The organism is Methylobacterium soli (genome assembly GCF_008806385.1).
Classification (GTDB): domain Bacteria; phylum Pseudomonadota; class Alphaproteobacteria; order Rhizobiales; family Beijerinckiaceae; genus Methylobacterium; species Methylobacterium soli.
The window spans coordinates 39863-61423 of sequence record NZ_VZZK01000012.1 but is presented as its reverse complement, the minus strand read 5'-3'; the positions used below and the strand labels follow the sequence as shown (position 1 = coordinate 61423).

The window sequence follows — 21561 nt, the reverse complement described above, 5'->3', positions numbered from 1 at the left end:
CATCGACCGACCGATCCCGTCGTGCGGAAGCTGGCAACGAACGCCCTTGACCCGACGCATGAGGCAGCGACGCGATGATCGATCGCAGCGATCCGCAATGGTACCGTGACGCCATCATCTACCAGATCCACGTCAAGTCGTTCTTCGACTCGAACAATGACGGGATCGGGGATTTCGAGGGGCTGACCCAGAAGCTCGACTATGTCCGCGACCTCGGGGTCACGGCGATCTGGCTGATGCCGTTCTATCCCTCGCCCCTGCGGGACGACGGCTACGACATCGCGGATTACCGCGACATCAACGCCTCGTACGGCGACATGGACGCCTTCCGGCGCTTCGTCGACGCCGCCCACGCCCGGGGCCTGCGCGTCATCACCGAGCTCGTGATCAACCACACCTCGGACCAGCATCCCTGGTTCCAGCGCGCCCGCGAGGCGCCGGCGGGCTCGCCCGAGCGCGACTTCTACGTCTGGTCGGATACGGACAAGCCCTACGGCGACACCCGGATCATCTTCCTCGACACCGAATCCTCGAACTGGACCTGGGACCCGGTCGCCAAGCAATATTTCTGGCACCGCTTCTACAGCCACCAGCCCGACCTCAACTTCGACAACCCGGCGGTGCTCGAAGCCGTCATCGAGGTGATGCGCTACTGGCTCGACATGGGCGTCGACGGCCTGCGCCTCGACGCGATCCCCTACCTGATCGAGCGCGACGGCACGAATTGCGAGAACCTTCCCGAGACGCACGACGTCATCAAGGCGATCCGGGCGGCCCTCGATGCCAGCTATCCCGACCGGATGCTGCTCGCCGAGGCCAACCAATGGCCGGAGGAGACCGCGCAGTATTTCGGCGACGGGGACGAGTGCCACATGGCGTTCCATTTCCCGCTGATGCCGCGCATGTACATGGCGATCGCCCGCGAGGACCGGCACCCGATCACCGACATCATGCGCCAGACCCCGGAGATCCCGGAGGGCTGCCAATGGGCGATCTTCCTACGCAACCATGACGAGCTGACCCTCGAGATGGTCACCGCCGAGGAGCGTGACTACCTCTGGTCGTTCTACGCCGCCGAGCGCCGCGCCCGGATCAATCTCGGCATCCGCCGCCGCCTCGCGCCGCTTCTGGAGAACGACCGGCGCAAGATCGAGCTGATGAAGTCCCTCGTCCTGTCGATGCCAGGCACGCCGGTGCTCTATTACGGCGACGAGATCGGCATGGGCGACAACATCTATCTCGGCGACCGCGACGGCGTGCGCACGCCGATGCAATGGTCCCCCGACCGCAACGGCGGCTTCTCGCGCTCCGACCCCGCGCGGCTCTTCCTGCCCGCCGTCCAGGACCCGATCTACGGCTTCGACGCCATCAACGTCGAGGCGCAGACGCGCTCGCAGACGAGCCTCCTGAACTGGACGCGGCGCATGATCGCGATCCGCAACAACAGCGTCGCCCTCGGGCGCGGCGGGATGCAGTTCCTGTATCCCCGCAACCGCAAGGTGCTGGCCTGGATCCGTGAATTCGAGGGCGAGCGCGTGCTCTGCGTCGCGAACCTGTCGCGGGCACCCCAGGCCGTGCAGCTCGACCTCTCGGAGCTGCGCAGCGCCGTGCCGATCGAGCTCACCGGCGGCAGCGAGTTCCCGCCGATCGGCGAGCTGCCCTACCTGCTGACGCTGCCCGCCTACGGCTTCTACTGGTTCACCCTCTCGGCGGCCAATACCGGCGCGGTCGGGCCCCAGCCCGAGCCCCCGGAGCTGTTCACCCTGGTGCTCACCGGCGGCATCGAGACCCTGATGGCGGGGCGCGAGCGCACCGCCTTCGAGCGCACGGTGGTGCCGCCCTTCATCGCCAGCCGCCGCTGGTTCGGCGCCAAGGGCTCGCGCATCAAGTCGGTGCAGGTCACCGATTCGGCTGCCCTCAAGGACGGCCACGGCGAGGCGAAGTTCCTGCTGCCGCGGGTGGCGGTGAACCTCGCCAACGGCGAGCGCCAGGAATATTTCGTGCCCGTCGGCGTCGACGAGGGGCGCGAGGAGGAGGGCCTGCTGAGCCACGCGGTCGCCCGCGTCCGCCGGGGCCCGCGCACCGGCCTCCTCTACGGCGCGGCGGCCTCGCCGGCCTTCGCGATCAGCCTCGTGGAGAGCATGCGGGCGGGCCGCGAGATCCCGAGCGAGACCGGAACCCTGGTGTTCTCCGCGACCTCGGCCTTCGACCACGAGATGCCCTTCGACGAGACCGAGGTGCGCCGTCTCTCGGCCGAGCAGAGCAACACCTCGATCGCGATCGGGGCCAAGATGATGCTCAAGCTGCTGCGCCGCCTCCAGCCCGGCACGCATCCGGAGGTCGAGGTCGGGCGCTTCCTCACCGAGGAGGCCGGCTTCGCCAGCACCCCGGCGCTGCTCGGCACCCTGGAGCACGTGGCCCCGGACGGCACCCGCACGGCGCTGGCGGTGCTGCAGCGCTTCGTCCTCAACCAGGGCGATGCCTGGACGCTGATGCTCGAGGGCCTGCGCCGCGACTTCGACACGGTGGTGCTCGCCCCCGAGAGCGAGGCGCCGTCGCCGCACGAGGCGTTCAATGCGCATCTGCGCTGGGCCGAACTCCTCGGCCGCCGCACCGCCGAGATGCACAACGCCTTCGCGATCGAGACGCAGGACCCGGCCTTCGCGGCCGAGCCCTTCACGCGCGACGATCTCGACGTGCTCGGGCGCGATGCGCGCCATCAGGCGGATCGCGCCTTCCGGAGCCTCACCGGCATGGCCGATCGCGGCCTCGATGCGAGCCGCCCCGCGATCGCGTCGCTCTCGGCCCGCCGCGGCGAGGTGGAGGCCCTGATCGCGGACCTCACCGCCGAGGCGCCGCAGGGCGCCTGGAAGACGCGCATCCACGGCGACTATCATCTCGGGCAGGTGCTCGCCTCCGAGGGCGACCTCGTCATCGTCGATTTCGAGGGCGAGCCCTCGCGGCCGGCCGACGAGCGCCGGGCCAAGTCGACGCCGCTGCGCGACGTCGCCGGGATGCTCCGGTCCTTCGCATACGGCGCCGAGACGGTCACCCGCGAGATCGCCAGCCGCTTCTCGGATTCCGAGGAGCGCGCCCGCAACGCCTCGATCGCCTGGCGCGGCATGATCGATGCAGCGTTCCTCGAAGGCTACGACGCCGCCGCCCGCACCAGCCGCGCCGCCGTGACCGACCCCGCGACGCATGAGCGCCTGCTCAAGCTCTGCCTCCTCACCAAGGCGCTCTACGAGGTCGATTACGAGGCGAACAACCGGCCCGACTGGATCGAAATCCCCGCACGGGGGGTTCTCAACATTCTGGACGAGACCAAGAGAGGCATCTGAATGACGGGCATTGACGAGAAGTTCGTGGGGAAGGCCGACCTCGCATCGGGGGCGGCCCGGCCTGCGGACGTCCCGCCGCTCGCCCCCAAACCGGCGGCGCCCGAAGGCGCTGCCAAGCCGATGGGGCCGGGGGACGCTGCCAGGCCGGCGAGTCCGGGGGACGCGCCCAAGCCGGCGGCACCGGGGAATCCTGGCAAGCCCGAGGCCCGGACGGGCCTCACGCCGGATGCGATCGCGGCCGTGATGGGGGCCAACCACGGTGACCCCTTCGCGGTGCTGGGCCCCCATCAGGTCGGCCCGAGGGCCTGGGAGGTCCGCGCCATCCTTCCGGAGGCGAAGTCGGCGGCCGTGATCACCGAAGGTCGCAGCATCCCGTTCGAGCGCCGTCACCCGGACGGGTTCTACGTGGCGAAGATCGAGGGGGAGGGCCGTCCCCTCTACGAGATCGAGGTCGAATCCTGGGACGGCCAGACCCGGCGCCGCTTCGATCCCTACGGGTTCGGCTCCTCGCTGGAGCAGCACGACATCAACGCGCTGCGCGAGGTGGGGAGCAACGTGGTCTACCGCGTGCTCGGCGCGCAGGCCGGGCGCCTCGACGGGATCGACGGGTTCCGCTTCGCGGTCTGGGCCCCGAACGCCAAGCGCGTCAGCGTGGTCGGCGACTTCAACGACTGGGACGGCCGCCGCCACCCGATGCGCCTCTGGCAGGATGGGGGCGTCTGGGAGCTGTTCGTGCCGGGGCTGAAGATCGGCGCGCATTACAAGTTCGAGATCCGCGGCCCCGACGGGGCGCTGCTGCCCCTCAAGGCCGACCCGCTGGCCTTCGCGGCGCAGAAGCCGCCGGAGACCGCCTCGGTGCTCCAGGGCACCAGCGACCCGGCCTGGGACGACGCGGCCTGGATGTCGACGCGCGGCGCCAAGGATCCGCGCCACTCGGCGATCTCGATCTACGAGGTGCATCTCGGCTCGTGGGCCCGGGTGCCGGACGAGGGCAACCGCTACCTGACCTACCGGGAGCTTGCCGCCCGCCTGATCCCCTACGTCAAGGAGATGGGCTTCACCCATATCGAGATGCTGCCGATCACGGAGTTCCCGTTCGACGGCTCATGGGGCTACCAGCCCGTCTCGCTCTTCGCCCCGACGAGCCGCTTCGGCACGCCGGAGGATTTCGCCTATTTCGTCAACGCCGCCCACGAGGCCGGCATCGGCGTGATGCTCGACTGGGTGCCGGGGCACTTCCCCCTCGACGCCCACGGCCTCGGGCAGTTCGACGGCACGCATCTCTACGAGCACGCCGACCCGCGCCAGGGCTTCCACCAGGATTGGGGCACCTACATCTACAATTTCGGCCGCGCGGAGGTGGCGACCTTCCTGGCCGCCAATGCCCGGTTCTGGCTGGAGCATTACCATCTCGACGGCCTGCGCGTGGATGCGGTCGCGTCGATGCTCTACCTCGACTATTCGCGGCGCGCCGGCGAGTGGATCCCGAACCAGTATGGCGGCAACGAGAATCTCGACGCCATCCACTTCCTGCGCAAGACCAACGAGGCGACCTACAGCCACGCCCCCGGCACCATCACGGTGGCGGAGGAATCGACCTCCTGGCCGGGCGTCTCGCACCCGACCTACACGGGCGGCCTCGGCTTCGGCTTCAAGTGGAACATGGGGTGGATGCACGACACCCTGAACTTCATCTCGAAGGAGACGATCCACCGGCGCTACCACCACCACGACCTGACCTTCGGGCTGCTCTACGCCTTCTCGGAGAACTTCATCCTGCCCCTCTCCCACGACGAGGTGGTGCACGGGAAGGGCTCGATGCTCGGCAAGATGCCCGGCGACCGCTGGCAGAAATTCGCCAACCTGCGGGCCTATTACGGCTTCATGTGGGGGCACCCGGGCAAGAAGCTGCTCTTCATGGGCGGCGAGTTCGGCCAGGAGCGGGAGTGGAACCACAACCAGTCGCTGGACTGGCATCTCCTCGACGATCCCCTGCACAAGGGGGTCAAGGACGTGGTGCGCGACCTCAACCACCTCTACCTGTCGACGCCGGCCCTCTACGCCCGCGACGTCGAGCATACCGGGTTCCAGTGGCTGGTGGCGGATGACCAGGACAACAGCGTCATCGCCTGGGCCCGGAAGGGGGCCGAGCCCGGCGAGGTCGCCATCGTGGTCTCGAACTTCACCCCCGTCCCGCGCGAGGGCTACCGCATCGGCGTGCCGCAGGGCGGCTTCTACCGCGAGGCCTTCAACTCGGATGCGGAGATCTATGGCGGCTCGAACTTGGGCAACCAGGGCGGGCGTCACGCCGAGGACGTGCAGAGCCACGGCAACGCCCATTCCCTCTGCCTGACGCTGCCCCCGCTCTCCACGCTGATCTTCGTGCGGGAGGGCTGACCTGGCTCCGAGGTCGGTCGCGCTAGTCGGTCCGGACCCGCAGCGCGACCGCCCCGGTATAGCCGTAGGCGTCGCGCAGGAGCGTCAGGATCTCGGCCGCGATCGCGTCGTCGGAATGCGCGTCCAGCGCGTAATCCTTCCAGTAGTTCGGGCTGCGGCCCGGCTCGGCGAAGCCGGCCTCGCGCAGCCGGGCCGCGCGCTCCGGCGTCAGCACTGCGGCGAGCGCCGGCCAGCTGCGGGCGGATTGGGCCTCGCAGGAGAGCGCGCGCTCCGGTGTTCTCGGCATGCATTGAATGTAGCCGATGCCGGCGTCGAACACCGCGAAGATGGGGCGCCCGGCATTGATGCGCAGGCGCTGCAACTCGGCCGCGACCCGGCCGCCATACTGGGCGAGGAGGTCGGCGCGCGTCTCGGCCTTCGGGGGCGCGGGCTCGGGCGCGTAGGTGCAGGCCCGGATCGACCCGCGCCGCATCGACGGCGCATCGTTGACGATGCCGGCGAGATTCTGCGACGGCCCGTTGCGCGGCGGGCAGGGCTCGTCGCCCACCCAGGCGGTCTGCAGCTCGAGGCGCTCCGGAGCGGCCGCGTAGCCCTGCGTCAGCGCGTCGAGGACATGCCCGGCGACGGTCAGGCTCGGCATGTCGGCCGGAAAGCTCCGCACGTAGCTGCCGAAGCTCGGGTCGGGCGACCAGCCGAGGCGCGCGATCGCCTGCAGCCGCGCCGGGGTCAGGACGGCGTCGAGCGAGGGCTGCATCCGCGTGCCGGCCGCCTCGCAGCGCAGGGCGCGGTCCGGCATGCGGCGGCACTGCACGTAGGCGTTGCCGTCCCAGACGGTCGCGTAGCCGACGCGCTCCGGCCGGGTCAGCGCCGTGATGTTCCGGAGGGCCTCGTCGATGCGGGCGACGGGCTCGGCGGCAAATGCGCCGCCTGCGAAGAGCCAGAGACCCAGGGCAGGAACGAGGGCCAGGATCCGCATGGGTGAGACCGCCGATGGACGCTCCGGCGGGGAGCCCGAGCGGCCCCGCGGGGGCGCAAAGGCATGGCCGCGCTTCGTCCCGTCACGCAATCACGCCGCGCGCGCCGCGTCAAAGAACGTTCCGGTGATGGCCTGTCGGGGCGCGACGCGGGGGGCCGCAGCCCACCTGCGCCTGAGGGCTCAGGCCGCGCGCCAGCGCAAGGCCGCGTTGTTGCCGAAGGCGCGGGCGTAGAGGGAAGCGTAATGCGTCGCCGCGTCGTCCCAGCCGAAGCTGCGCGACATCGCGGTGCGACGCATGGCGTTGAAGCGCTTCTTCTGCCCGAACGTGTCGAGGGCGCGCCGGATGGCGCCGCCGAGGCCCCTGGGCGAGCCATCCGCGAAGGTGAAGCCCGTGACCCCGTCCTCGACGGTGTCGGCGAGGCCGCCGGTGCGGCGCACGATCGGCAGGGAGCCGAAGCGCTGGGCATACATCTGCGCCAGGCCGCAGGGCTCGAAGCGCGAGGGCATCAGCAGGAAGTCGCTCCCGGCGAACATCCGGCGGGCATCGGTCTCCTGGAAGCCCACATGGACCCCGACCGCGCCCGGGTGCCGGCGGGCGAGGCCCTGCAACGCCTCCTCGAAGCGGCTCTCGCCCTGGCCGATGACGACGAGCTGGCCGCCCTCCTGCACGATGCCCTCGGCCGCCTGGATCGAGAGGTCGATGCCCTTCTGGTGGACGAGGCGCGACACGATGGCGAAGAGCGGCCCGCGCGAGACCGCGAGGCCGAACTGGTCGCGCACCGCCTCGGCATTGGCGCGCTTGCCCTTCCAGTCGTCGGCCTCGAAGCGGGTGGCGAGGTGCGGGTCGGTGCGGGGGTCCCAGCTCTCGTCGATGCCGTTCAGGATGCCGGCCAGCCGCCCCTGCTGGGCGCGGGTGCGGATCAGCCCGTCGAGGCCGCAGCCCGATTCCGGCGTCATGATCTCGCGGGCATAGGTCTCGCTCACCGTGGTGACGTGCGAGGCGTAGTAGAGGCCGGCCTTCAGGAAGGAGAGCTGCCCGTAGAACTCGACGCCGTTCATCTGGAAGGCGTGATCGGGGACGCCGAGGCGCGCGAGGTTGTCGCGCGGGAACAGGCCCTGATAGGCGAGGTTGTGGATCGTCAGCACGCTCGGCACGCGCAGGCCGCGCCAGGCGAGGTAGGCGGGCGCGAGCGCCGCCTGCCAGTCGTTCAGGTGCAGCAGGTCGGCGCTCCAGGCCGGATCGGCCCCGAGCGCGATCTCGGCGGCCGCGAGGCTGAGGCGGGCGAAGCGCAGGTCGTTGTCGCCGAAATCCCCGTCCGCATTGCCGTAGGGCGTGCCGTCGCGCTCGTAGAGCTCCGGGCTGAGGAGCACGTAGATGCGCAGGCCGTCGCCCGCCTCCACGAGGCCGAGATCGCAGGCCGGCACCCCGGCCTGGGCCTCAAGCCGCGCCACCACCGGTATGTCCGGATAGGCGCCGACCACCTGCCGGTAGCCTGGAATGAGTACGCGGACATCGTAATGGCGGCGAAGCGCGCGGGGCAGGGCGCCCGCAACCTCGCCGAGGCCGCCGGTCTTCACGAAATCCGCCATCTCGGGCGTGGCGTAGAGGATGCGGGGCTGAAGGGCGGTGCGGAGCGGGGGGAGGGCGGCCAGTCGGTCGGCCGGTGCGTAGGCGGAGGCGGGATGACGGTCTTCAACGAGCGCGTCGTACGCCATGCAAGCCTTTCCGCGCGGAGTGACCTGCCCCAGGCGGGCGGCGCCGCCCGCAACCAACGTCGACATCATGAACGCCCTCGCGCATCGCTGGTTCCGCTGCGATGCACAAGTCAGGCCATCATCACAGTTAAGCAACGGTTTCGCCTTACCGCATTGCGGTAGGAAAAGCGATGGCGCCGGACGCCCGGTCAGGTCCGCATTAGGATCAGGCCCTCGGACCCGGCCAGGGCGACCTGGCCGGAGGCCGTCTCGCCGGTGCGGCCGGCATGGCTCGACAGCAGCAGCGTCCAGCGGCTCCCCTCCGGCAGCGGCAGCGCCTGCGGGTCCTCCCCGAAATTGAGGATGATCCGGATCGTCGTGTCTTCATGGCTGCGCTCGTAGGCGAAGACCGCGTCGGGCTCGGTCGGGATCGTGCGGTAGCTGCCGATCGCGAGGGCGGCCTGCTCACGGCGCAGGCCGAGCAGGCGGCGATAGAGCGTCAGCGTGGAGGCCGGCGCGTCGCACATCGCGTCGACGTTGCGGGTCTGCGCATCCGCCGAGAGGGGCAGCCAGGGCTCCACCGTGGAGAAGCCCGCGAAGGGGCCGGGCTCCCACTGCATCGGCGTACGCTCGGGGTCGCGGCCATGGCCGGGCTCGTTGCGCTCCCATGGGTCCTGCATCCGCTCGGGCGGGATCGAGACGTGGTCGAGGCCGATCTCGTCGCCGTAATACAGGGTCGGCGTGCCCCGCAGCGTCAGCAGCAGCATCGCGGCGATGCGGGCCTGCGCGATGCCGATGCGGGCGGCGATCCGGGGCTGGTCGTGGTTGCCGAGCACCCAGTTCGGCCAGCCGCCGGGCGGCAGGGCCGCCTCGTAATTCTCCACGAGATCCGCCACCGCGTCGGCGCGCCAGGGCGTCTGGATCAGCTGGAAATTGAAGGGCAGGTCGGCGGCGTCGAGGTCCGGCCCGTAATAGGTGACGAGGCGCTCGATCGGCAGGTAGATCTCGCCGATCAGGACCCGGTCGGAATAGTCATCGAGGACACGGCGCATCTGCGCGATGACGTCGAGCACCTCGGGCCGGTCGGCGGAATAGACCTGGGTGAAGCGGTTGATCTCGGGCAGGTGCGGCAGGAAATCGGGGTTTTCCGGGTTGTCCCGGAATCCCTCGTCCTTGATCAGGTGCCAGATCACGTCGACCCGGAAGCCGTCGACGCCGCGATCGAGCCAGAAGCGCAGCACGTCGTGCATCGCCGCCCGAACGGCGGGGTTGCGCCAGTTGAGATCGGGCTGCTCGGGCAGGAAGGCGTGATAATAATATTGGCCGGTGGCCTCGTCCCGGGTCCAAGCGGGGCCGCCGAAATTGCTCAGCCAGTTGTTCGGCGGTCCGCCATCGGGGGCCGGATCACGCCAGATGTACCAGTCCCGGCGCGGGTTTGCTCGTGAGGACCGGCTCTCGGCAAACCACGGATGCGCGATCGAGCTGTGATTGGGCACGAAGTCGAGGATCACCTTGAGCTTGTGCCGGTGCGCCTCGGCCACGAGCTCGTCGAAATCCGCCAGATCGCCGAAGAGCGGGTCGACGCCGCAGTAATCGGCCACGTCGTAGCCGAAATCCGCCATGGGCGAGGGATAGATCGGCGAGATCCAGACCGCGTCGACGCCGAGCCAGGCGAGGTAATCGAGGCGCCGGGTGATGCCCTTCAGGTCGCCGACGCCGTCGCCGTTCGTGTCCTGGAACGAGCGCGGATAGACCTGGTACACGGTCCCGCGCTTCCACCAGACGGTCTCGCGCACGGCCTTGTGCGCGATCGATCCGGCGGGCGAGGCCCGGCCGGGGGCGGCGTCAGCGGCGTTCTCGGCGGCGGCGTCAGACATGCGTCACTCCTCCCCCGGAGCGCCGGCTCCCGGGCGGCGCTCGCGGGAGGTTGCTCCGTTCAGCTTATCTTCAAGGGTTTTCCGCCAAATTCAGGCCGGGTTTGCGTGTGACATCAAGAGTTGTGTCCGAGACGACACAGGGACGTGGCCTAGCGCTTGCACGGTTCGATGCAGACGCAACCGACGTCTCGACATGATGGCCGCTTGGACACACCATACCGGCTTCCGGCCCCGGAGCTGACCCCGCCGGCAGAAGCGGAACAGGCTCAGGGCGACCGTTCGCGCTACGGCGGCGAAGATGGGGGTTTGCATATGTTGAACGAGATTCTGGAAGCCGCCGGAAGAACCGACCACCAGCCGAGCGGCGGGCCCCGGCGCCGGCACGACGCCCAGGCGAAGGCCGCCCCGGTCGCGTCGGCCCGGACCGGCACGGGCGACGCCGTGGCGGATCTGCGCGAGGCGATCCTCGGCAAGCTCGCCTTCGTGGTGGGCAAGACGCCCGCCACTGCCCGCGAGCGCGACTGGTTCGCCGCCACCGCCCTCGCCCTGCGCGACCGGATCGTCGAGGCCTGCATGGCGGGCGAGCAGGCGATTCCGAACAAGCGGGTCTATTATCTCTCGCTCGAGTTCCTGATCGGTCGCCTCCTGTCCGACGCCATGAACAATCTCGGCCTCGTCGAGACCACGCGCGCCGCCCTGCGCGACCTCGGCATCGCGCTCGACACGGTGGAGGGCGCCGAGCCCGACGCGGCGCTCGGCAATGGCGGCCTCGGCCGCCTCGCCGCCTGCTTCATGGAGAGCATGGCGAGCCTGTCGATCCCGGCGATCGGCTACGGCATCCGCTACGACCACGGCCTGTTCCGGCAATCCCTGGAGGATGGCTGGCAGCGCGAGGCGCCGGAGACCTGGCTCGCCGAGGGCAACCCCTGGGAATTCGTGCGGCCCGAGGCGACCTACGCGATCGGCTTCGGCGGCAGCGTCACCCTGTCGGCGGTGTCCGAGGGCGTGATCCGCCGCCACTGGCAGCCGGCCGAGACCGTGCTGGCGGTCGCCCACGACGTGCCGGTGGTCGGCTGGCGCGGGCGCCACGTCAACACGCTCCGCCTCTGGAAGGCGGAGGCCGAGGCGCCGATCGAGCTGGCCCAGTTCAACGGCGGCGACCATATCGGCGCGGTGGCGAACCGCGCCCGCGCCGAGGCGATCTCGCGGGTGCTCTACCCGAGCGATTCCTCGACCGCCGGCCAGGAGCTGCGCCTGCGCCAGGAATACTTCTTCACCTCCGCCTCGCTGCAGGACCTGATCCGCCGCCACGTGGCGGAGCGCGGCGACGTGCGCTCGCTCCAAGACCACGCGGCGATCCAGCTCAACGACACCCACCCGGCCATCGCGGTGCCGGAGTTGATGCGCCTCCTCCTCGAGGAGCACCACCTCTCCTGGGAGGATGCCTGGCACGTCACCACCAACACCCTGAACTACACCAACCACACCCTCCTGCCCGAGGCGCTGGAGACCTGGCCGGTGGAGCTGATGGAGCGGCTGCTGCCGCGCCACATGCAGATCATCTACCTGATCAACTGGATGCACCTGGAAGAGCAGGGCAAGCACGGCCGGCACGACGCCGCCCACCTCGCCGCCGTCTCGCTGATCGACGAGAGCCATGGCCGGCGCGTGCGCATGGGCCACCTCGCCTTCCACGGGGCGCGCCGCGTCAACGGCGTCTCGGCCCTGCACACCGACCTGATGCGCTCGACGGTGTTCAAGGACCTGCACGCCCTCGACCCGGACAAGATCGTCAACAAGACGAACGGGATCACCTTCCGGCGCTGGCTGCACAACGCCAATCCGGACCTGACGCGGCTCGCCGTCGAGGCTTTGGGCGAGGGCGTCCTGGATGATCCGACCGCCCTGCGGGGCCTCGAGGTCTTCGCGGAGGACGGGGCTTTCGTGAAAAGCTACGCCGCGATGCGCCGGGGCCGCAAGGAGGCGCTCGCCGGGATCGTGGCCGACCGCACCGGGATCGACATCGATCCGACGGCCCTGTTCGACGTGCAGATCAAGCGCATCCACGAGTACAAGCGCCAGCTGCTCAACGTCATCGAGACGGTGGCGCTCTACCAGGCGATCAAGGCCGAGCCGCATAAGGACTGGACGCCCCGCGTCAAGATCTTCGGCGGCAAGGCGGCGCCGAGCTACACCCAGGCCAAGCTCATCATCAAGCTCGCCTGCGACGTCGCCAAGGCCGTCAACGACGATCCCGAGGTGGCCGGCCGCCTCAAGGTCGTGTTTCTGCCCAACTACTCGGTGAGCCTCGCCGAGGCGATCATCCCGGCCGCCGACCTCTCGGAGCAGATCTCCACCGCCGGCATGGAGGCCTCCGGCACCGGCAACATGAAGTTCGCCCTCAACGGCGCGCTGACGGTCGGGACGCTCGACGGCGCCAATATCGAGATCAGCGAGCATGTCGGGCTCGACAACATCTTCATCTTCGGCCTCGACGCCGCGGGCGTGCAGGCGCGGATGGCCGAGCCGAACTTCGCGCGCGACGCGATCTGGGCCTCGCCCCGCCTCGCCGCCGCCCTCGACATGATCGCGTCCGGCCGGTTCTCCCCCGAGGAGCCGAACCGCTTCCGGCCCCTCACGGACGACCTGCGCCACCGCGACCAGTATCTCCTCACCGTCGATTTCGACGATTACTGGCGGGCGCAGCGCGCGATCGACGCGGCCTGGACAAACCCGGCGGCGTGGTGGCGCAAGGCCATCCTCAACACCGCCCGGATGGGCTGGTTCTCCTCCGACCGCTCCATGCGCGAATATGCCGAGGAGATCTGGCGGGTGAAGGTGGCCTGATCGGAGGACGCGGCCCCGCCGAGGCGGGGCCGCGCTCCCGCACCATTCCGCGCTCGGCCGCCGACGCGACCGGTCTCTCGCGGCGCTGCCGCGTGGAGAATGGCTAGGGCCCTAATGCACCTTGTACCCGGCATGGCTCGGCCCGCATTCGAGCCCGAGCCGCAGGCCGACCAGCTTGATCGCCGTCCTGATCAGATCCGTGATCACCGGATCTCCGAAAGCGGTGCTGTATTCGGAAGCATAGACCAGCCCATCGACCACGCCCTCCGCGGGATCGAGCGGAATCGAGAGCAGAACCTTCGCCCGGCTCGCATCGCACAGAGCTTTCCGGGCGAGCATGTGCGAAGTCAGGTTGCGGGATTCCAGGACGGTTTCCTGCATGGAGGCGATCAACACTCGCAGCTCCTCGACCAGTACGCGCGTACGCTTGGCAGCCGCTTGGTCGATGCTCATGTCCACGCCCCTGGGACGACTTGAAATCGATCGCAGAGTCACAGCGATCGGTCAATCCGCATTGCGGGCAATCGAACTGGGATTTCTCCGCATAAACTGCTGAGACGCGGAGTTCTCAGGGATCGAGGAAGGGCACCGCGTAGCAGCGGGCGCCGGCCGCCGCGGCCAGCACCTCCACGGCGCCTACCGTCGAGGCGCAGCCGGCCACGTGCACCACGTCGGTGGTGCGCAGCGGCGGCAGGTGGGCGGTGAGCGGACCCGGCCGCACGTCGGGCGGGCGCTGGCGGCTGCGATCGGCCACCAGCGTGATCCGGCCGATGCCGGTGGCGCGCAGCCAGTCGAGGGCGGGGCGCATGTAGAGGTCGAGGGGATCGCGGGCGCCGACCAGGACGGCCATGTCGCGGGCCGGCTCGATGTAGCGGGCGGCCCGGGCGATCGACCAGATCGGCGCGAAGCCGGCCCCGGCCGAGACCAGCAGCAGGCGCCCGCCGCCGGGGCGGTAATGCGCCCGTCCGACCGGGCCCTTCACCTTCACGGCGGCCCCGAGGCGGATCGTCTCGCCGAGCGCGGCGGCAAGGCCCGGCGCCTCCGGATCGTGGGGGAGATGGAACACGAGCTCGTTCAGCTCGGCCGAGCCGTCGACCCGCAGCGTCGGGCTCAAGGTGACGGCCGGGAAGCCCGGGAGCGTCAGCACGACCTGATGGCCGGGTTCGAGGGGCAGGCGCCGGGTCACCGTCACGACGAGCTCGCTGACATGCGGGGCGAGCCGGGCGATGCCCGTCACGGTGCCGGTGCGCTTCACGGCGGCGGCCGGGCGCATCTCGGGCAGGGTCAGGGCGGGCTGCGGACGCGGCAGCGGCAGCTTCACGGATTCGGCGCGGTGGCTGCGCGCCTGCGCGCGGCGCGCGGCCGGCCCGGCGGCCTGTCCGAGAACGCCGGTGCCGTGCAACCCTTGGGTCGGTGCGATCATGCCTTCGGCAAGGGCGGCCTCGAGCGGCGTGTCGCCGGTGGAGATGCGCACGGACTTGCCGTTGACGACGAGTGAGCAGCGGGCGCTCATGGTCGTCTCCCGGTGATTGGAACGGAGGATGCCGGTCAGCGCGGCGCGTGCAGAAGGGTGTCGACGAGGGCCGCCCAGCGGTCGCGCACGGCGCGGGACTCGGGGGTCAGGGCCTCGTCGGCGGCGGCGATGTCGTGAACCTGGGCGCGCAGCGCGGCGCTCTCCTGGCGCTCCGCCTGCAGCACGGCCTTCATCACCAGCATCTCGGCGCGCAGGCGGGCGAGATCCGCAGCCTCGGGCTCGGCCTCGTCCTCGAGGGCCTCGGCCTCGAAATCCGGCGCCGGAGCGCTCGGGCGGGTGAAATCGATGCGGATGGGCCGGGCGATGAGCCGCCGCACGACATCCGAACCACTTCCATCGCGAACCCGCCGCGCCAACTCGGCCATCACGCCTCTCCCCGGTGGTCGGTATCCGCACCGAAAGGCACGACCGGACCGCACACAGACTCTTGCCGCCTTATGGTTAAGGGAGGTTTAAATGCCGAGAGCCGGAAGCTGTTCGGATCGGCCGACAAGTTCCCGGAGCCGGCTCAAATTTAATCGCCGCTCCGGCCCCGGAAGAACGGCCCCGCGTGTTGACGTGACTCAATCCCGGCCACATCCTCGGCGCTCCTCGTCCCCCAGCGCCGCGAGGCGCGGCGAGGCGGGCCCCATGGGCCCAATCCCGACAATTCTCCCGCGTTCGAGACGCGTCGCCCGGCGGCGCGCCCGCCCTGTGCTTCGGAGGGATCGATGTTGAACGGCCGTCGCATCCTCATCATCGAGGACGAGATCCTGATCGCCATGGAACTGGCGGACATCGTGGAGGATGCCGAGGGCCGCGTCCTCGGCCCGGTGCGCAGCAACCGCGACGCGATCCGCCTCATCGAGCGGGAGCCGATCGACGCGGCCCTCCTCGACCTCAACCTCGCGGACGGGGAGGCCACCCCCACGGCCGAGCGGCTCGCGGCGGCGCGCGTGCCGATCCTCGTCTGCACCGCCGGGGTGCTGCCGCGCGCCATGCGGATCCTGTGGCCGAACCTGCCGATCCAGCGCAAGCCCGTCGACCCGCGCGCCCTCGCGCAGGCGCTCGCGGCCTTGTTCGCGGCCCCGGCTCAGGCGGCCTCGGGCGCCGCCCCGACGAGCTGGCGGGCCTGCAGCAGCGACATGGGCTCGCCGAACGCGTAGCCCTGCGCGTATTCGCAGCCGAGTTCGGCCAAAGCCTGCGCGTCGGCCTCCGATTCCGCGCCCTCGGCCACGATGGCGAGACCGAGCTCGTGCGCCATCCGGACGATGGAGCGCAGGATCGCGGTCTTGCCCGTCGCGATCTGGCGCACGAAGGACTGATCGATCTTGATCGTGTCGAAGGGGAAGCGCTGCAGGTAGGACAGGGCCGAGTAGCCCGTCCCGAAATCGTCGAGGGACAGGCCGGCGCCGAGGTCGTGGATGCGCGTCAGCATCTGAGCGGCGTATTCGGGATTCTCCATCACGAGGCTCTCGGTGAGCTCGAGCTTGAGCGAGCCCGGCAGCACGCCGGAGCGGGCCAGCACCGTCTTGACGTCGTGCAGGAGGTCGTGGCGCAGGAGCTGGCGCGAGGACACGTTGACGGAGGCGAAGATCGGCGGCTCGACGTCGAGGGAGCGCTGCCAGGCGGCGAGCTCCAGGGCCGTGCGCTCGAGCGCGAAGATCCCGAGATTGACGATGAAGCCGCATTCCTCCGCGATGGGGATGAAGGTCGAGGGCGGGATGCGCCCGAGCTTCGGATGGTCCCAGCGCAACAGGGCCTCGAAGCCCGCCACCGTGCGGTCCTCCAGCCGGACGATCGGCTGGAACAGCACCTTGATCTCGTTGCGCTCCAGCGAGCGGCGCAGGTCGCTCTCCAGCATCAGCTTGTCGGAGCGCTCGTTGCGCATGTTGGCGCGGAACACCTCGATGCGGTCGCCGCCGCCGCGCTTGGCCTGGATCATGGCGATCTCGGCCGCCTTGAACACCTCCTCGCGCTTCAGCGCCGCGCCGGTCTCGTGCAGCGTCAGTCCGATCGAGACAGTGAGGAAGATTTCCCGGTCCGCGTAGGTGATCGGCGTCGCGATGGCGCGGCGGATCATCTCCGCGAAGGCGAGGATCCGGTCGGGGTCGCGCTCGGAGACGAGGATCACGGCGAACTCGTCGCCGGCCACCCGGGCGAGGGTGTCCTGCGGGCGCAGGAGCCGGCCGAGGCGGCGCGACAGGGTGAGCAGGATCGAGTCGCCGGCCGACAGCCCGATCGCGTCGTTGATGCTCTTGAAGCGATCGATGTCGAGGACGAGCACGGTGGGCTTGAGCCGGGCGTCCTGGCTCACGAAGGCGATGGCGGCGTCGAGGCGGTCCCCGAACAACTCGCGGTTCGGCAGGCCCGTGAGGCTGTCATGCACGGCATCGTGCAGAAGCCGCTCCTCGGCGGTCTTGACCTCGGTGACGTCCGCGATGGTGCCGACGATGCGGATGACCTCGCCGTCCGAGCCGATCACCGGCCGCGCCTTGAGGCGGTACCAGTAATAGGGACCCGCGGAGGAGCGCAGACGGAAATCGTGGACGATGCGCCCGCGCCGCTCCTCGATCACGGTGTCGAGGGCCGCCGAGTAGCGCTCGACGTCGAAGGGGTGGAGCAGGCCGAGCCAGTTGGCGGCGGGGCCCTCGAGGGCGCCGCGCTTGAGGCCGAGCTGGCCCTCGATCTCCTGGCCGGCGAAGACCCGGTCCCCCGGCACGTCCCAGTCGAAGACCACGTCGCCGGCCCCGGTCAGCGCCAGCGCCCGGCGCTCCGTGTCCGAGACGAGGGCGTGGGTGAGCCCGCCGCCCGCGAAGGCGTGCTGCATCACCGTGAAGCCGATCAGCATGACGATGAGGACGAGGCCGCCGATCAGCGCCGGCTGGACGAGGTCGGAGCCGATCTGGCCCGTGATGGCGAAGCCCGCCGCCACCACCCAGACGAGGAGGAGGGCCCAGGTCGGCACCAGCAGGATGGCGCGGTCGTAGCCGTTATGGGCGGCGAGGTAGACGATGAGCAGCAGGCCGACGCCCGCGACCGCCGCGATCGAGATCCGGGCGACGCCCGCCGCCACCGGCGGATCGAACACCGCGAGGCCGACGAGGCCCGCCAGGAACGCGAGCCAGAAGAAGGCCACGTGGCTGTAGCGCACGTGCCAGCGCGACAGGTTCAGATAGGCGAACAGGAAGACCAGCAGGGTGGCGCCCAGGATCGCCTCGGCGGAGGCCCGGTAGACCCGCTCGGCCACCTCGGTGACCGGGAAGACCCGCTGCAGGAAGCCGAAATCGATGCACGCATAGGCCAGGACCGACCAGGCGAGGGCGGCGGCCGCCGGGAAGATGATCGCGCCCTTGACCACGAAGATGATCGTCAGGAACAGCGCGAGCAGGCCCGCGATGCCGATGATGATGCCCTTGTAGAGGGTCAGGCCGGTCGATTTCTTGCGATAGGCTTCCTGGTCCCAGAGATAGACCTGGGGGACGTTGGGGCCGCGCAGCTCCGCCACGAAGGTGACGGTGGTGCCGGGATCGAGCGTGATCACGAACTGGTCGGCTTCCGGGTTCTCGTCGCGCTCGGGCCGGATACCCTGGCTCGCCGTGATCGCGGCGATGCGCGAGCCGCCGAGATCGGGCCAGACCACGCCCGATCCGACGAGGCGGAAATGCGGGGCCACCAGGAGGCGGTCGATCTGCTCGTCGGTGTCGTTCGTGAGGGCGAACACCATCCAGTCCGGCCGGGCGCCGGCATCGCGGGCCTTCACCACGATGCGGCGGACGATGCCGTCCTTGCCGGGCGCCGTCGAGATCTGGATCAGGTCCCCGTCCGAGCGGTAGCGCTCGATCATCGGGGTCAGGTCGATCACCGGCGCGTCGAGGGTGACGCGCACGGCCTCCACCGCCCGCGCGGGCGCGCCGGTGCACAGCGTGCCGATCAGGGCCGTGAGGAGGGCGGCGAGGACGGTGGCGAGGATGCGCAACGGATGTGGATTCCGGCCGGGCAGCGACGAGTACGCTCAGGCTCCGGGCTTTGGTAAAGGCGGGTCCGTCGGCGGACAAGGCGCGGTGGCCGTGCCGCAGGGGACACCCACCGCTTCCTGCCGTGACCTGCGGATTTTCGATCGCGCGGCTTTGCGGCCAAAACAAGCCGGGCCGGCGCCGGCCCTCAGGCCGCGCGCAGCTGCGCGGCGATCCGGTCGAGGCTCGGGAGCTTGCGGATCGGCCCGATGGCCGCGAGCGTCGGGGCGCCGGTGAGCAGCGTGCGGCCGGCCGCGCGCACGTCCTCCACCGTCACGGCATCCACCTTGGCGATCACCTCCGCCGAGGGAATGACCCTACCCCAGGCGAGGAACTGGCGGGCATTGCGCTCGATGCGCCCGCCGGGCGTCTCCAGGGCGGAGAGCAGCGCCACCTTGAGCTGCGCCTTGGCGCGGGCGATCTCGATCGTGTCGAGGTCGTCCACGGCCTTGACGGTCGCCGCGAGGGTGACGTCGACGAGCTCGGGCAGGTCCGTCCCCGACGTGCCGGCGCCGATGCCGAACAGGCCGCAATCCGAGAAGGGCCAGTGGAAGGCCTGGATCTCGTAGGCGAGGCCGCGGGTCTCCCGCACCTCGTGCCAGAGCCGCGAGGTCAGGCCGCCGCCGAGCACCTGCGCGAAGATGTGGAGGGCGTAGTAGCCGTCGTCCCGGAAGGACAGGCCGGGCAGGCCGATGACGAGGTTCGCCTGTTCGAGCTTGCGCTGCAGGCGCCGCTCGCCGCCGCCGTAGCTGCCGGCCACCGCGGCGGGGGCCCGGGACGGCGCGAGGTCGCCGAAATGCCGCTCGGCCGCCTCCACGATCGCCGCGTGCTCGACGGCGCCGGCCGCGGCCAGCACCATCCGGTCCGGGGTGTATTCGCGGGCGATATAGGCCTCGATGCCGGCCCGGTCGAAGCTCTGGATCGTCTCCGGGCGTCCGAGGATCGGGCGGCCGATCGGCTGATCCGGGAAGGCGGCCTCCGTGAAGGCGTCGTAGACGACGTCGTCGGGGGTGTCCTCGACGGCGGCGTATTCCTGCAGGATCACGCCCTTCTCGCGGGCGAGCTCGCCGGCCTCGAAGGTCGAGCGGGTCAGGATGTCGCCGATGACGTCGAGGGCGACGCCGGCATCCTCGCCGAGGACGCGGGCGGTGTAGCTCGTGCTCTCGACGCTCGTGGCGGCGTTGATCTCGCCGCCGACATTCTCGATGTCCTCGGCGATGCGCCGGGCCGAGCGCGTCTCGGTCCCCTTGAACGCCATGTGCTCGATGAGGTGGCTGAGGCCGTTCTCGTCGGCCCGCTCGTGGCGCGAGCCCGCCCCCACATAGACCCCGAGCGTCGCGGTGGCGACGCCCGGCATCGCCTCGGTGGCGACCGTGAGGCCGTTCCGGAGGCGCGTGATCTTCAGATCCGGCGAGGCGCCGTGGGTCTCGAAATGGCGGTTCATGCTCAGGCGCCCCGGGTGATGCGGGCGCGCTCGCGGATGAAGCTCTCCACCGCGGATTGATCGTTGGCCACCCGGGAGACGCGCTCCTGGCGCTCCATCAGGTCGGCGAGATGCGGGGGCAAAGCGGGGCGGTGGCCGCCCGTCGCCCGGGCGACGGCGTCCGGGAACTTGGCGGGATGGGCGGTGGCGAGCGCCACGACCGGGGTCGCCGGATCCTTGGCGAGGAGGTGGCGGCCGGCCCGCACCCCGATGGCGCTGTGGGGATCGAGGATCACGCCGGTCGCCGCATGCGTCCGGGTAATCTCGTCCATCACGTCGGGCTCCGGCACCGCCGTGGCATCGAACTCGGCGCGCACGCTCGCGAGCACGCCGGGATCGAGGCTGAAGCCCCCCGATTGCTTGAGGCCCGCCATGAGCCGGCCGAGCGCGGAGGAATCCCGCCCCAGCGCCTCGAACAGCAGGCGCTCGAAATTCGACGAGATCTGGATGTCCATCGACGGCGAGGTGGTGGGCTGCACGCCCCGCAGCTCGTAGGCGCCGTGCTCCAGGGTGCGGGCCAGGATGTCGTTGGCGTTGGTGCCGATCATCAGGCGCTCGATCGGCAGGCCCATGCGCTTGGCGACCCAGCCGGCCAGGATGTCGCCGAAATTGCCGGTCGGCACCGCGAAGGAGACCGGGCGATGCGGGCTGCCGAGGGCGACCGCGCTGGTGAAGTAATAGACCGCCTGCGCCGCGACGCGGGCCCAGTTGATCGAGTTGACGCCCGACAGGCGCACCGAGTCGGCGAAATCCGCGTGCTGGAACAGGGCTTTGACGATGTTCTGGCAATCATCGAAGGTGCCGTCGATCGCGATCGCGTGGACGTTCTCGGCGCCGACCGTCGTCATCTGCCGGCGCTGCACCTCCGAGACCCGCCCGTGCGGGAACAGGATGAAGACGTCGACCTGATCGAGGCCTCGGAACGCCTCGACCGCCGCGCTCCCGGTATCGCCGGAGGTCGCGCCCACGATGGTGGCGCGCGCCCCCCGCGACCGCAGGACATGGTCCATCAGCCGCCCGAGGAGCTGCATCGCCACGTCCTTGAACGCCAGCGTCGGGCCGTGGAAGAGCTCCAGCAGGAACAGGTTGTCGTCGAGCTGCGTCAGCGGGCAGACCGCCGGGTGCCGGAAGGTGGCGTAGGAGGCCTCGATCATCGCGTCGAGGTCGGCATCCGCGATCTCCCCGTCGATCAGCGGGCGCAGGACAAGCTTCGCGGCATCAGCGTAGAGCTTGCCGGCGAGGCCCGCGATCGCCTCGGACGGGATCCGCGGCCAGCTCTCCGGGACGTAGAGGCCGCCGTCGCGGGCGAGGCCGGCCAGGAGGGCGTCGGAGAACGAGAGCGGCGCGGCGGCACCGCGGGTCGAGACGTGCAGCAAAGGGGCCTCCGGGGAAGGCGCCCCCTCTACACGATGCGAG

The 21561-nt window shown here is 70.2% G+C and carries 13 protein-coding genes; 4 read left to right on the top strand and 9 right to left on the bottom strand.

The genetic code is table 11. The features are described from left to right. The first annotated feature begins 74 nt into the window (after positions 1-74). Positions 75-3341 carry a maltose alpha-D-glucosyltransferase gene (gene treS / locus F6X53_RS13510; protein ID WP_151000570.1) on the top strand — a complete coding sequence of 1089 codons (3267 nt, stop codon included), beginning with the start codon at positions 75-77 and terminating at the stop codon, positions 3339-3341. 120 nt (positions 3342-3461) lie between these two features. Continuing rightward, positions 3462-5738, top strand: a complete 2277-nt coding sequence (gene glgB / locus F6X53_RS13505; RefSeq protein ID WP_151000727.1) for a 1,4-alpha-glucan branching protein GlgB — start codon at positions 3462-3464, stop codon at positions 5736-5738. Positions 5739-5760: 22 nt separating this feature from the next. Here the strand turns inward: glgB and F6X53_RS13500 are convergent, their stop codons facing one another. The 3 genes from F6X53_RS13500 to F6X53_RS13490 all read right to left on the bottom strand — a co-directional run bounded on the left by F6X53_RS13500 (position 5761) and on the right by F6X53_RS13490 (position 10205). Further along, on the bottom strand, positions 5761-6714 hold the full coding sequence (locus F6X53_RS13500) for a TY-Chap domain-containing protein (protein WP_238298138.1): 954 nt from the start codon (positions 6712-6714) through the stop codon (positions 5761-5763). Between the two features lie 180 nt (positions 6715-6894). Further along, entirely contained in the window at positions 6895-8430 is a 1536-nt protein-coding gene (gene glgA, locus F6X53_RS13495; RefSeq protein WP_151000568.1) for a glycogen synthase GlgA, read from the bottom strand. A 188-nt stretch (positions 8431-8618) separates the two neighbouring features. Beyond that, complete coding sequence (locus F6X53_RS13490) at positions 8619-10205, bottom strand: alpha-amylase family glycosyl hydrolase (RefSeq protein ID WP_151000722.1); 1587 nt, start codon at positions 10203-10205, stop codon at positions 8619-8621. Between the two features lie 393 nt (positions 10206-10598). On the opposite strand from F6X53_RS13490, the gene F6X53_RS13485 reads away from it, so the two are divergent. Further along, positions 10599-13133: a glycogen/starch/alpha-glucan phosphorylase gene (locus F6X53_RS13485; RefSeq protein ID WP_151000566.1), complete on the top strand. Its 2535-nt coding sequence runs from the start codon at positions 10599-10601 to the stop codon at positions 13131-13133. A 111-nt stretch (positions 13134-13244) separates the two neighbouring features. Here F6X53_RS13485 and F6X53_RS13480 read toward each other — a convergent pair whose 3' ends face one another. The 3 genes from F6X53_RS13480 to F6X53_RS13470 all read right to left on the bottom strand — a co-directional run bounded on the left by F6X53_RS13480 (position 13245) and on the right by F6X53_RS13470 (position 15032). Beyond that, positions 13245-13592, bottom strand: coding sequence for a hypothetical protein (locus F6X53_RS13480; RefSeq protein WP_151000564.1), 348 nt, complete (start codon positions 13590-13592; stop codon positions 13245-13247). A 109-nt stretch (positions 13593-13701) separates the two neighbouring features. Next, positions 13702-14646 carry a ferredoxin reductase domain-containing protein gene (locus tag F6X53_RS13475; protein WP_151000562.1) on the bottom strand — a complete coding sequence of 315 codons (945 nt, stop codon included), beginning with the start codon at positions 14644-14646 and terminating at the stop codon, positions 13702-13704. Between the two features lie 35 nt (positions 14647-14681). Next, a complete protein-coding gene (locus F6X53_RS13470) occupies positions 14682-15032 on the bottom strand; it encodes a hypothetical protein (protein WP_151000560.1) in 351 nt (116 codons plus the stop codon). 345 nt (positions 15033-15377) lie between these two features. Between F6X53_RS13470 and F6X53_RS13465 the strand changes: the two genes are divergently transcribed. Beyond that, positions 15378-15812, top strand: coding sequence for a response regulator (locus F6X53_RS13465; RefSeq protein ID WP_151000558.1), 435 nt, complete (start codon positions 15378-15380; stop codon positions 15810-15812). Here the strand turns inward: F6X53_RS13465 and F6X53_RS13460 are convergent. From F6X53_RS13460 to thrC, 3 genes are all read right to left on the bottom strand, one after another. After that, on the bottom strand, positions 15740-18625 hold the full coding sequence (locus tag F6X53_RS13460; RefSeq protein WP_151000556.1) for a sensor domain-containing phosphodiesterase: 2886 nt from the start codon (positions 18623-18625) through the stop codon (positions 15740-15742). The two genes, F6X53_RS13465 and F6X53_RS13460, sit on opposite strands and share 73 nt — an antisense overlap. Positions 18626-18810: 185 nt before the next feature. Next, positions 18811-20106 (bottom strand): M16 family metallopeptidase, encoded by a 1296-nt coding sequence (locus F6X53_RS13455; RefSeq protein WP_151000554.1) that lies wholly within the window; start codon positions 20104-20106, stop codon positions 18811-18813. A 2-nt stretch (positions 20107-20108) separates the two neighbouring features. After that, complete coding sequence (gene thrC / locus F6X53_RS13450; protein WP_151000552.1) at positions 20109-21521, bottom strand: threonine synthase; 1413 nt, start codon at positions 21519-21521, stop codon at positions 20109-20111. Positions 21522-21561: the final 40 nt, after the last annotated feature.